At 64.6% G+C, this 12,044-nt stretch carries 11 protein-coding genes; 4 read left to right on the top strand and 7 right to left on the bottom strand.

Features of this window, described 5'->3' with window-relative positions; genetic code table 11:
* The first annotated feature begins 225 nt into the window (after positions 1–225).
* Positions 226–669, top strand: a complete 444-nt coding sequence (locus ACIBI6_RS29640; protein ID WP_364345644.1) for a group II truncated hemoglobin — start codon at positions 226–228, stop codon at positions 667–669.
* Between the two features lie 7 nt (positions 670–676).
* On the opposite strand, the gene ACIBI6_RS29635 is transcribed toward ACIBI6_RS29640, so the two are convergent.
* The 3 genes from ACIBI6_RS29635 to ACIBI6_RS29625 all read right to left on the bottom strand — a co-directional run bounded on the left by ACIBI6_RS29635 (position 677) and on the right by ACIBI6_RS29625 (position 3,333).
* On the bottom strand, positions 677–1,396 hold the full coding sequence (locus ACIBI6_RS29635) for a hypothetical protein (protein ID WP_364345646.1): 720 nt from the start codon (positions 1,394–1,396) through the stop codon (positions 677–679).
* Between the two features lie 128 nt (positions 1,397–1,524).
* Complete coding sequence (locus ACIBI6_RS29630; protein ID WP_364345648.1) at positions 1,525–2,922, bottom strand: DUF1254 domain-containing protein; 1,398 nt, start codon at positions 2,920–2,922, stop codon at positions 1,525–1,527.
* A gap of 114 nt (positions 2,923–3,036) precedes the next feature.
* Entirely contained in the window at positions 3,037–3,333 is a 297-nt protein-coding gene (locus ACIBI6_RS29625) for a hypothetical protein (protein WP_364345650.1), read from the bottom strand.
* A gap of 155 nt (positions 3,334–3,488) precedes the next feature.
* On the opposite strand from ACIBI6_RS29625, the gene ACIBI6_RS29620 reads away from it, so the two are divergent.
* Positions 3,489–3,764, top strand: a complete 276-nt coding sequence (locus ACIBI6_RS29620; RefSeq protein ID WP_364345652.1) for a hypothetical protein — start codon at positions 3,489–3,491, stop codon at positions 3,762–3,764.
* A gap of 31 nt (positions 3,765–3,795) precedes the next feature.
* Here the strand turns inward: ACIBI6_RS29620 and ACIBI6_RS29615 are convergent, their stop codons facing one another.
* The 4 genes from ACIBI6_RS29615 to ACIBI6_RS29600 form a co-directional block, all read right to left on the bottom strand.
* Entirely contained in the window at positions 3,796–5,043 is a 1,248-nt protein-coding gene (locus tag ACIBI6_RS29615) for a VWA domain-containing protein (protein ID WP_396958547.1), read from the bottom strand.
* Positions 5,044–5,089: 46 nt separating this feature from the next.
* Complete coding sequence (locus tag ACIBI6_RS29610) at positions 5,090–5,983, bottom strand: DUF5995 family protein (protein WP_396958546.1); 894 nt, start codon at positions 5,981–5,983, stop codon at positions 5,090–5,092.
* A gap of 64 nt (positions 5,984–6,047) precedes the next feature.
* Positions 6,048–7,553 (bottom strand): glycerol kinase GlpK, encoded by a 1,506-nt coding sequence (glpK, locus tag ACIBI6_RS29605; protein ID WP_364345658.1) that lies wholly within the window; start codon positions 7,551–7,553, stop codon positions 6,048–6,050.
* A 49-nt stretch (positions 7,554–7,602) separates the two neighbouring features.
* Complete coding sequence (locus tag ACIBI6_RS29600; RefSeq protein ID WP_364345660.1) at positions 7,603–8,367, bottom strand: IclR family transcriptional regulator; 765 nt, start codon at positions 8,365–8,367, stop codon at positions 7,603–7,605.
* A 417-nt stretch (positions 8,368–8,784) separates the two neighbouring features.
* Between ACIBI6_RS29600 and glpK (ACIBI6_RS29595) the strand changes: the two genes are divergently transcribed.
* A complete protein-coding gene (gene glpK, locus ACIBI6_RS29595; protein ID WP_364345662.1) occupies positions 8,785–10,305 on the top strand; it encodes a glycerol kinase GlpK in 1,521 nt (506 codons plus the stop codon).
* A 41-nt stretch (positions 10,306–10,346) separates the two neighbouring features.
* Entirely contained in the window at positions 10,347–12,026 is a 1,680-nt protein-coding gene (glpD, locus tag ACIBI6_RS29590) for a glycerol-3-phosphate dehydrogenase (protein ID WP_364345664.1), read from the top strand.
* Positions 12,027–12,044 lie beyond the last annotated feature (18 nt).

Raw genomic sequence — 12,044 nt, 5'->3', positions numbered from 1 at the left:
TAGGAACTGTGGAACACGTTCCGAAGCCGATAAAACCACAGATCCGAGAGTTTGTGAATAATGTTTAGTAAACCCCGTTAACTTCGGTTCGCCCGCTCGCGACCGCCCATTAGAGATAGCTAATAGCTATCAATAGCTCGCTTGATCGCTTATCGCGAAACTGTGGACGCGACCGAGCGGGCCAGCCTGTAATAGGACCCAACAGGTCACCGTTCGGAGGTCCCCATGCCCAGCCTGTACGAGCACGCCGGTGGCGACGAGGCATTGCATCGCGTCGAAGAAGCCTTCTACGACAAGGTGCTCGCCGATCCGGTGCTGAAAACCCAGTTCACCGAACGGCGCCCGACGCACGTCGACCATCTCACCTGGTTCACCGCCGAATCCTTCGGCGGCCCGGACCGTTTCACGCGCAACCTCGGGTTCGACTACATCATCGCCGTGCACCGCGGCCTCGAAATCACCGACGAACAGCGCGAGCGCTTCGCCCAGCTGTATCTGGCGGCGTTCGAGGAGGCGGGACTGTTCGACGATCCGGCCTTCCGGGATGCGGTGCGCGAACATGTCGAATTCGGTGCCCAAGTGGCACAACAGAATTCGCATGCCAAGTCCGACGATGAACTGCACCCGATCCGTGCGGTACCGCACTGGACCTGGGACGGCGACGACTGACCCGCACCTATCCCGTCAGGCGCGCGAGCAGAGCCAGAATCAAGAATGGCACGGTGGCCGAAACATCGGCCGTCTGCTCCTCGGGTGTGCCGTGGGTATGCGCCGCGACCGCGAACCCTTCGCCGAACGATGCCGAAGCCACCTCCAGCGGTCCGCTGTCGGACCAGCCCCATTTGCTGCCCTCGACGCCGGGCAGCCGCGCGGTACCCCAATCCTGCGCGGTTCCGTCGGCCGCCTGCTCACCCGCCGCGGCCATCCAGCCGAAGATCGGCGAACCGGGTTCGGTGCGCTTCTTGGTCGCCAGGAAGGTGGCCACATCCGCGGTGCTGGTGTACGACATCCCCCAGGCCGGGCCCGATTTGGTAGCGGTCAGGTGGTACTCCGCGGCAATGGCGTCGATCGCCTGCGGATACTTCGCGCCGAGTGCGTCGGCCGCGGAGTCGTCGGAATAGCGGATCATCCGCTCCGCCAACGCCAGATCCGTCGCCGACCCGTCGCCTCGATGCAGCGCGTAGTCGACCATATAGAGCTTTACCAGCGACAATCCGGTGCGCATCTCGTATTCGTTGCTGGTGCCCCACTGGACGCCGGGCACCACCGAACGGAAGGAGAACGCGGTTCGCGACGGCACACCGTCCTCATCACCTACCTCGGCGGCGGCGACGGGCGCGGCGAATACCAGAACCGCCGCGACCGCGACCGATATCGGGAAAGCCAAGCGGCCCATGGTTTCACGCCTCCTACGGCACTGCGGTTAGGACGGGCAGCAGCCAATGCCCGTCGATGGCAATATCTTCGACACCTGTCACGGCAAGCCCGAGTGCGGTTCTGGGCGAGACGTTCATGAACCTTCCTTCATCCGACTCGATTCAGACTCGGCGGTTGCCAGCGACCATCGAGCGCGCGCTCCTCGGGCACATACAGGCGAAGCGCCAGCCGGAAGGTGCCGGTTTCCGGTATAGGAAGCCAATTCCCATACGGCACATCACTTCCCGGCTCCGCGAACTGGATAGCGAGTTCCACTGAGCCGTCCGGAAGCGTTACGACAGGACGCTGATGACCGACCGAGTAGATGCCCGCGCGGTTCGGCACCAAAAAGCGCTCCGCGGTGTAGGCAGTCAGCGACCAGAAGGCCCGCGCGGGCGGAGTCCGGTCCGCGGGGAAATGCAGCCGGTACGAGCGCGGCGCACCCTGCTCCCCCGCATTCGCGCTGATCTCCGGATAGACGGTGTCTTCCGGCAGATTCGCGCCGAGTGCGCTGAACGCCGTCGAGGCACGCAGTGAGTAATCGGTGCCGTAGGTGCCGAGGTTCGTCGCGAAACCCCAGCCGTTCACACGTCTGGCTTTGGGATTGGCGTAGTCCGGGATGCGCATCTGGCCAGCCGCCACCGCCGCATCGAGATCGGCGACCGGGGCACCCGCAGTGCCGCCCGGCCGGATGCCGATCTTCGAAAACCGCTGCAGCGCGGGGGCATCGTCGCGAGCGGGCGGGTTGGTGAGCATAAGTGTGCACAGCCGGTCGAAGAAGGTGCGCCCGTCCATCCGCGCAACCTGCTGCGGAGGTGCGATCGGGGCGGTCAAATCGGGATTGATCACCGGAGTCGGCCGTTCACCGCGCAGCCACGCGCTCAGCGGTGCGAGCAGCACCTGCTGCTGCACGCTCTCGGCGGCGGCGAGGTCGGCCTGGCCGCGCAACTCGATGCGACCGATCAGCCATGCGGTCGCGGTCGGCATCGCCAATCTGGTCAGGTTATCCGGCAGCGCACCAGACCAATTGGGGCCGGTGATCACGTAGCCGTAGGGCGGGTCCTGACCGGCGCGTACCCGTGGTGCGACACTGCTGGGATTGTGGGCGGTATTGGTCCAGGCGTCCATGATCTGCATGAGCCAATACCGGTCGCCGTCCATCGGCGGAACCTGCAGCACCACCGGTTCGGTACCCACGTCGAGCCAGGCGGTGGCATAAAGGGTGTCGATATTCGGCATGACCACCGTATTCATCCCGGGATTCACCGGGCTGACGGCCCATATCCGATTGGCGGGTACGGCGGCGGTATTCGACTGCAGCGTGACATCCATCAGCACCAACGGATATCCATAAATATAGGCGTCGGTCGCGACCGACCGCGGATCACTCGGTGGCACGTTACTCGAACTCGCCACGTTATCGGAGTTCGTCGATTTGCCGCACGCGACCAGGCCCGCGCCCGTAACGGCACCGGCCAGCAGCATAGATCGCCGCGACATACTCATGCCTTCTCCCTACTTTCCCGATCAGGTCGGACAACTTCGAGAGAGATCAGCCGGAGTATAGCCACATATTTGCCATAAATCGGTCAAGCGGCGATGCGGACGGGTTTTCGCCGATCAGCCGGTGCCGAGAATCGAATTCATAATCGTGCCCGCACTGGTGGCAACGACACCGCCGATCAAGGCGCCCGCCACCATCTTCGGCGATTGCATCGCACCGCCGCTCCATTTCTCCCAGGCGAACCGCCCACCCGCATAGATGATGCTGATTATCCCGGACAGCAGGGCAAACCAGGTCAGATAGCGCACCATCTGCAGCAGCTTGTCGGATAGCGGCGGAGCTTGCGGCGTCGGATTCTGGATCTGCGCCAACGTCGCATAGGCATCGCCGATCGACATCAGATAGATGTTCATCGTCTACTCCTCGACCATTACGCCCTTTCCATGATCCGCACATCGAGTCGTCTCGCAACCTCGCCGGGATCGTGACTGCACGGTCGCCGAGAAACCGATACCATCGCGGAGAGCGAGTTACCCCCTTGTCCCGCATCCAGAATGAGCAACACGAGATGATCCTGGCCGCCGTTTACGACACTTGGGCACAGATCGGCAATCCCACACCCGAGGCCCCTCCGGTGTCCGACAAGATTCTTCAACTGGTCCGTTACTTCACCTGGTTCGTGCTGCTCGCCGGCATTTGCGCCATCATCTACGCAGGTGGTCGCTTCGCCTGGGAGAAGTGGAGCGGCGGCGGTCTGGAATCCCCGAAGATGGTGGCCGGCGCCATGATCGGCGGTGTCATCGCCACCAGTGCGGGCACCATCATGAACGCGGTCATCGGCTGAGTTCGCGACTTCGACTGCGGACCGGCACGATTCAGCGCAGGATGCCCGCTCGGCCGGCCGCGCGTAGCCAGTCCGGGAATTCGCCCAGCAACCGGGCATACAGCTGTGCGTCGTCCACCTGGTCTATGTCGTCGAGGGCGAAGAAGCCCGCGTTGTCCACGACCCGATCCGACATTTCGTCGAGGGTGCGCAGCAGGCCGTAGTTGGCCCTGCCGAGGCCGACGAACTGCCAGAAGGCGGGCAGACGGGACGCATCGCGCATGAGTGCGGCGATCTCGCGCTTCTTCGCGAAGCCGCCGTCGGTGAAGAACAGCACCAGGGTCGGCGCATCGCCGGGCCGCAGCGATGCGATGATGTCGCGCATGATCGGCAGTTCGTCATTGCGACCGCCGATCCCGGCATAGTCGATGCCTTGGTGAGTGCCGGTGAGGTGCAAGAAGGTCTGGGCCCATGCCTCGGCGTGCTCGACGGTGATATCGGGCAGTTTCGCGAAGGACAACGCGTAGAGGTAGGCCTCCAGGGTGCCGTCCTCGTCGAGCTGGGTGGCCACCGGGATCATCCGCTGCACAACGCGATGCACGACCTGTTTGCTGTATTGCCTGCTCATGCTGAGGGTCTTGTCGATGACCAGGACGACGCGGGCGCGAATTCCAAAGGCGTTCTTGTTGATCAGGACCTTGGCTACTTCGCGTTTGCGCAGGTCGAGTTGGGCGCGCTTCTCGAAGGAGAGTTCGGCTTCGCCGGGCACGGTGCGGACCTCCGCGGTGGCGGGCGGCGCGGGCTCGTCGTCGACGCTCACCCCGTGGTCGGTGACCAGCGCGGCGAAACCGCCCGCATAGCCCTGCCCGACCGCACGGACTTTCCACTCGGAATTACGCCGATACAGTTCCAGTGCGATAACAACAGATTCGCTGTCGAGTCCCTCGATCACATACTCGTAGAGTGCATTTCCTGTTCCGTCGGCAACAGTCGCAACCGGCGGCGCGAATTGCCCGAAAGTTGCCCCGGATTCGTCCAAAGTGATAACCACCCGTATTTGGGCAATATCGGCGGGTATCTGGGCCGCGGAAACGGCCAGCGCCGCAGGCGTTCCCGATCGCAGTTCGACACCGGGCGCCTGTGGCTGATTGAAGAAGACGAAATCGGCGTCGGTGCGAACGCGGCCGGCTTCGGTCACCAATAATGCCGAGACATCGGCCGGGGCGATGGATCGCACCGAGACAACGACATTCGATGCCGCGAGCGGGCCATTCTGTCCCTTGACGAGTGATATGCCCACCGCGACTCCTTGCCGTACCTGATCGAACCCGAACAGACTAGGCGTCTCACAGACCTCTGAGCAGTGTCAACACATCCAACGCTGTTTCGACGGAACCGCTGAGCAGCCGGATCTCCGCCGCGGTCGCATCGTGCAGTCCAGGATCCTCCAGTGCCAGGCCATTTCCATAGATCACCACGTTGTATCCGAGATCGGCGGCCCGTAGCAGCGGACCGGTCGCCACGCCCGCGCCGAGCAACAGGTCCAGACCCTCGCCGACGAAATAGAACCGCCACAGCGGACCGAGATCGCCGTTGTAGATCTCCTTGGTACGGTCGATGATCACCTGGCCGGAGGCGGCGATGCCGTCGACGATCTCGAAGTAGTCGGGCGCGTTCTCCGGCCTACTCGCAACCGTCGCCACCGAATATGGGAGATCAACGGTCAAATGCGCGTTGTAGCCCGCCATGGCGACGTGGGCGGGCGATACCTCGCACCTGCGAGCGAGTTCGAAATACCGCGCCCAGTGCTGCTCGACCGGCGCGCCGGTGAATGCCGCATGCACATTGACCAGGAATCGCCGCAGCAATTCCAGGCTGATCGCATGCGCGTACTCCCGATCCTGAAACGCACCGGGATCGCGCTGTAATGGCATTACCGCCACCTGCTCCACACCGTCGAGTCCGAGCGGAAACAGTCCGCGCCGATCCCGGTGGGCGACCAGTATCTCGGTGATCTCATGGTGGCGCGCGACCGCGCTCTCCAAGCGTTGCAACGTATCTCCGGTCAGCGTGCTGGTATCGGAAAGTTGCGCGATGGTGTCCAGTTCGTCCGCCGACAGCGGGGTGCCACAGAACGCCGGATCAACCGGCTGCGCTAAGGCCACCGGCGTCAGCCCGACGGCAATCGCGATTACTGCGGTGATCAGTCCGAGGATGGCCGTTCGCAAGGAAGCTCGCACCGCCGGAGTCTAAGCGCGATTCAGGTTTCCGCCGAGCCGTGACACGGCACCTGATCACCACACGCTATCGCTTCGAGCGCGACCAGCCGAAGGTCAGGGCTACGGCGCGTTTCCAGTTGTCGTATTCGTCTTCGCGGTGGGTGGGGTCCATTTGGGGGATCCATTGTCCGGCGAGGCGCCAGTTGCTGCGTAGGCCTTCGAGATCGGGCCAGTAGCCGACGGCCAGTCCGGCGGCGTAAGCGGCTCCGAGAGAGACCGTTTCCGCGACGAAGGGACGCATGACGGGGATATCGAGGACGTCGGCGACGATCTGCATGAGCAGGTTGTCGGAGGTCATGCCGCCGTCGACGCGCAGGGTGCGGGCTTGGAGTCCGGAGTCGGCGTTCATGGCGTCGACGACTTCGCGGGTCTGCCAGGCGGTGGCCTCCAAGACGGCGCGGGCGAGGTGGCCCTTGTTGATGTAGGAGGTCAGGCCGATGATCAGACCCCTTGCGTCACTGCGCCAATGGGGTGCGTAGAGGCCGGAGAAGGCGGGCACGATATAGCAGCCGCCGTTGTCTTCGACTGTGCGAGCGAGGGTTTCGATCTCGGGCGCACTCGACACCAGACCGATATTGTCGCGCACCCACTGCACCAGCGAGCCGGTGACCGCGATCGGCCCCTCCAGTGCGTATACCGGTTCGGGTTCGATCTGATAGCCGATGGTGGTGAGCAGACCGTGCGAGGACTGCACCAGCTCGCGCCCGGTATTCATCATCAGGAAGCCGCCGGTGCCGTAGGTGCATTTGGTTTCCCCACGGGCGAAACAGGTTTGGCCGAATAGCGCGGCGTGCTGGTCGCCGAGTGCGGCGGCGATCCGGATGCCGGGTACGACCCGGCTGGTCGTCCCATAGGATGCGGTCGACGGCTGAATGCTCGGCAGCATCGCGGCTGGAATTCCGAAGAACTCCAACAGTTCTCGATCCCAGGCGAGTGAGGCGATATTCATCAAGAGCGTGCGGCTGGCATTGGTGACATCGGTGCGATGCACACCGCCGTCCGGTCCCCCGGTCAGATTCCAGATCAGCCAGGTCTCCATGGTGCCGAACAGCACGTCCCCGCGCTCGGCCCGATCCCGCAGTCCCGCAATGATATCCAACAGCCAGCGCAGCCGCGGAGCGGCGAAGTAACCGGCCAGCGGCAGGCCGCACAGTTCGCGAATCCGTTCCGCACCCGGCTTGCTTTCGAATTCGCGCACCAGCTCGTCGGTGCGCACGTCCTGCCAGACGATTGCCCGGCGGATCGGCACACCGGTGCGGCGATCCCACACCACCGTTGTCTCGCGCTGATTCGCGATACCAAGGGCCGCAACCTGTTCCGCGGCGATACCGGAATCCCGCAGCGCCTGCGGCACGATCCGCTCGACATTGCGCCAGATCTCCAGTGCATCCTGCTCGACCCAGCCGGGCCGCGGATAGTGCTGCTGGTGTTCGCGCTGTGCGACGCCGACCAGGCGGGCGCGCTGATCGAACAGGATGCACCTGGTGGAGGTGGTGCCCTGGTCGATCGCCAGCACATAGCGTTGCGACATCGGCTACTTTCTGTCGGACGAAAATTCGGATGGTCGAGCTAAACGAGACTCACTGTCCGGCACCGAGATCCCGCGATACCGCATGCGCCGCGTCGCGGACGTGCCCGACCAGCGTCGGCCGGTGCCGCAGTCGCGGATCGCAGAGCCGATCGACCGGGCCGCTGATCCCGATCGCACCGACCACGAGTCCGCCGTGTGTCCGGATCGGCGCGGCTATTGCGGCCGTCCCGGATCGGAATTCCTCGATCTCCCCGGCCCATCCAGCCTGCCGGACCGCGGTAAGCGCCCGGCTGAGCGCCGCCCGGTCGACAATGGTGCGCCGGGTGAGCGGCGCCAACTCGGCACCGCGAACAGCGGCGGCGAACTCGGCGTCATAGGCGAGCAGCACCTTGCCGAGCGCGGTCGCATGCGCCGGTAGCAATTCACCGACCTCGAGTGCCTGTTCGGAGTTGTCCGGCCGGAAGACGTGGTGCACGACCACAACGCTTTCGTCCGCCGCGGCGCCGATCCGCACCGACTCTCCCGTCCGCGCGGCCAGGGCGTCAGCCCAGTTGATCGCCCGCGAGCGCAGTTCGTTGTTGTCGAGATAACTCGTCCCGAGATGCAGTACGGCCGCGCCGAGCTGGTACTTGCCGCTGGCCTGATCTTGTTCGACGAACCCGACACCCTGCAATGTACGCAGGATGCCGTGCGCGGTCGGCTTGGCCAGCCCGAGCGCACCTGCGATTTCGCCGACTCCGAGACGGCCGGAACCCCGAGCGAGCAGCTGTAGGACGGCCGCCGCTCGTTCGATCGATTGGATCGGACCGGGCATACGCGGAAACCTATCCGCGCGATTCGACAATGTCGAACACACACCAACCGACGAGCAACATCTACGCAATGCATGTGACCTGCATCATCGCGACCTCCACGGTCGCTGGACAGTAGTGACGTCGCCCAGCGATGACCATCACAATCGTTCGGCATTGTCGAACGCACGCTATGTCCGTTTCGGCGATCCGGTCGTAACGTCGGCCCCAACGGCCGCAACCGCGGCAGTCTTTGCAGACGGAGGCTCAACGTTGAACTTCGGCTCGCTATCCGCAACCGAGGCCCTCGGCACAGCGATCCCGGTGCTGCTTGGTGTCGCCGTGGTCGCGAATGTGTTGCTGACCAAGTCCACTCGGCCGGTTCACTCGCCGAACTCGCTGTCTTGTCTCCCGATGCGTTTTCCGAAAGGACAGCAGCGATGAGCCAGTACGTCGGCGCCATCGATCAGGGCACCACGAGCACCCGCTTCATGGTGTTCGACCACGGCGGCAATGAGATCGCCCGGCACCAACTCGAGCACGAGCAGATCCTGCCCCGCGCGGGTTGGGTGGAGCACAACCCGACCGAGATCTGGGAGCGCACGCGCTCGGTCATTGTGTCCACCCTGAACAAGGCGAATCTCGTCGCGAGCGATCTGGCGGCGCTCGGCGTGACCAATCAGCGCGAAACCACCGTGGTGTGGAATCGCCGGACCGGGCGGCCGTATTGCAATGCCATCGTCTGGCAGGACACCCGCACCGACAAGATCGCCGCCGAGCTCGAACGCGCGGGTCACGGCGAAATCATTCGGCGTAAAGCGGGTTTGCCGCCGGCGACCTACTTCTCCGGCGGCAAGTTGCGCTGGATCCTGGACAATGTGCCGGGCGTCGCCGCCGACGCGGACAAGGGCGAGGCCGTCTTCGGCACGACCGACACCTGGCTGCTGTGGAATCTGACCGGCGGCATCGATGGCGGCGTGCACGTCACCGATCCGACCAATGCCAGCCGCACCATGCTGATGGATCTGGAATCCTGCGACTGGGACGACGAACTGTTGTCCGTCTTCGGAATTCCGCGCGCCATGCTGCCGACCATCGCGCCCTCGTCGAATCCGGAACTGTTCGGCAGGACCCGCGCCGACGGACCGTTCGGCGGCGAGGTGCCGCTGGCGGGTGTGCTCGGTGATCAGCAGGCGGCCACCGTCGGTCAGGTGTGCTTTCGCCCCGGCGAGGCCAAGAACACCTACGGCACCGGAAACTTCTTGCTGCTCAATACCGGGACCGAACTCGTGCGCTCCCAGCACGGACTGCTCACCACCGTCGCCTACCAGTTCGGCGACGAGAAGCCGGTGTACGCGCTGGAGGGTTCGATCGCGGTCACCGGCTCGGCCGTGCAGTGGTTGCGCGATCAGCTCGGCATCATTTCCGGTGCGGCGCAAAGCGAATCGCTGGCCAGGCAGGCCGAGGACAACGGTGGGGTGTACTTCGTGCCCGCGTTCTCCGGTCTGTTCGCGCCTTATTGGCGTTCGGACGCACGCGGTGTGATCGTCGGGCTGTCGCGCTACAGCACCAATGCCCATCTCGCACGGGCCACCCTGGAGTCGATCTGCTATCAGACCCGCGATGTCGTCGAGGCCATGGAGGCCGATTCCGGTGTGCGCCTGGATACCTTGCGGGTGGACGGTGGCGTCACGGCCAACGAACTGTGCATGCAATTGCAGGCGGACTTCCTCGGTGTGCCGGTCTCACGGCCGGTGGTCGCGGAGACCACCGCACTCGGAGCGGCCTATGCCGCCGGACTGGCCGTCGGATTCTGGAGCGACACCGACGAACTCGTACAGAACTGGCGCGAGGACAAACGCTGGACACCCACCTGGACCTCGCAACAGCGCGAACGTGGCTACGCCCGTTGGAAAAAGGCGGTCGCGCGCACGCTCGACTGGATCGACGTCGACGACTGACAACTCGCAGACTCAGTAGCACCGAAACAAGGAGACATACCGTGTCCGCACGTTTGGACTCGAACTACCGCACTAATGCACTGAACACATTGGGCGACAACGAAATCGACGTACTCGTTATCGGCGGCGGCGTAGTTGGCGCCGGTGCCGCCCTCGATGCCGCCGCCCGCGGCCTGACCGTCACCCTGGTCGAGGCAAGGGATTTCGCCGCAGGCACCTCGAGCCGCTCCAGCAAGCTCATCCACGGCGGCCTGCGCTATCTGGAGCAACTCGACTTCTGGCTGGTACGTGAGGCTTTGAAGGAACGCAGCCTGCTGCTGCACCGACTCGCCCCGCATCTCGTGCGCCCGGTGTCGTTCCTGCTGCCACTGCAGCACCGGGTCTGGGAGCGCGCCTACATCGGCGCGGGAGTCGCGCTCTACGACACTATCGGCGGGGCCAGGGCGCTGCCCATGCATCGGCACCTATCACACACGCGCGCAATGGAATTGGCGCCCGCACTACGCGACGACGCGATGATCGGCGCGATCCGCTACTTCGACGCCCAGGTCGACGATGCGCGCCACACCATGACCATTGCCCGCACCGCCGCCCAGCACGGCGCGACGGTGCTGACCCGCACCAAGGTCACCGGTCTGCTGCGCGACGGTGAGCGGGTGATCGGCGCCCGCGTCACCGATGTGGAGACCGGTCGCGAATACACCGTGCGCGCCCGCCGGGTGATCAGCGCGACCGGCGTCTGGACCGACGAGATGAACAAGATGACCGGGGTGGATTTCCCATTCCACGTACGCATGTCGAAGGGCGTGCACATTCTGGTCCCGCGTGAGCGACTCGACCTGGATACCGGTCTGATCATGCGCACCGAGAAGAGCGTGCTGTTCGTGATCCCGTGGGCCCGGCACTGGATCATCGGCACCACCGATACCGATTGGGCGCTGGACAAGAATCATCCGGTGGCCAGCGATGCCGATGTGCAGTACATCCTCGACCATATGAATGCGGTGCTGCGAGAACCGTTGTCCCGCAACGATATTGTCGGCACCTACGCCGGTCTGCGGCCGCTGCTGTCGGGCGCATCCGCCGATACCGCGACGCTCTCGCGCGAACACGCTGTCGCGGAACCGGTTCCGGGTCTGTTCGTGATCGCGGGCGGTAAATACACCACCTACCGCGTGATGGCGGCCGATGTGGTGGACGCGGCCGTCAAGGGGCTGGGTCGCGCGACCGCCCCGTCGGTGACCGAACACCTGCCGCTGCTCGGCGCCGTCGGATTCCAGGAACTGGCGGCCGATGTGAACAGCGTCGCGCAGCGGGCCGGTCTGCCCGTCACAACCGTCGAGCATCTGCTCGGTCGCTATGGATCGGACGTCTCCGAGTTGTTCGAGGTGATCGCCGCCGAACCGGAGTTGGCCGAACCACTCCCCGGTGCCGGTGCATACCTCGGCGCCGAGGTCGTCTACGCGGTGACATATGAGGGCGCACTGCATCTAGACGATGTCCTGACCCGCCGCACCCGCATCTCGATCGAAACCGCCGACCGCGGCCTGACCGCCGCACCCGCGGTGGCCTACCTCATGGGCACCCGACTCGGCTGGGATGCCGCGACCACGGATCGCGAAATCACCCGCTACCGCGAGCGGGTGGAGGCGGAATTGGCCGCGAACAAGGCCGCCGACGACGAGTCGGCCAATGCCGCGCGCTTGGTCGCCGTCGCCTGAGTTCGATGGCGCTGAGTT

Source organism: Nocardia sp. NPDC050412 (assembly GCF_044458825.1).
GTDB lineage: Bacteria > Actinomycetota > Actinomycetes > Mycobacteriales > Mycobacteriaceae > Nocardia.
The sequence above is the reverse complement of the archived record's forward strand: the minus strand, read 5'-3'. Positions and strand labels throughout refer to the sequence as shown.

Bases quoted from the DNA above. Each gene is read 5' to 3' on its own strand.
- ACIBI6_RS29640 (WP_364345644.1), top strand. From the start codon at position 226: ATGCCCAGCCTGTACGAGCACGCCGGTGGCGACGAGGCATTGCATCGC.
- ACIBI6_RS29635 (WP_364345646.1), bottom strand. From the start codon at position 1,396: ATGGGCCGCTTGGCTTTCCCGATATCGGTCGCGGTCGCGGCGGTTCTG.
- ACIBI6_RS29630 (WP_364345648.1), bottom strand. From the start codon at position 2,922: ATGAGTATGTCGCGGCGATCTATGCTGCTGGCCGGTGCCGTTACGGGC.
- ACIBI6_RS29625 (WP_364345650.1), bottom strand. From the start codon at position 3,333: ATGAACATCTATCTGATGTCGATCGGCGATGCCTATGCGACGTTGGCG.
- ACIBI6_RS29620 (WP_364345652.1), top strand. From the start codon at position 3,489: ATGATCCTGGCCGCCGTTTACGACACTTGGGCACAGATCGGCAATCCC.
- glpK (WP_364345658.1), bottom strand. From the start codon at position 7,553: ATGTCGCAACGCTATGTGCTGGCGATCGACCAGGGCACCACCTCCACC.
- ACIBI6_RS29600 (WP_364345660.1), bottom strand. From the start codon at position 8,367: ATGCCCGGTCCGATCCAATCGATCGAACGAGCGGCGGCCGTCCTACAG.
- glpK (WP_364345662.1), top strand. From the start codon at position 8,785: ATGAGCCAGTACGTCGGCGCCATCGATCAGGGCACCACGAGCACCCGC.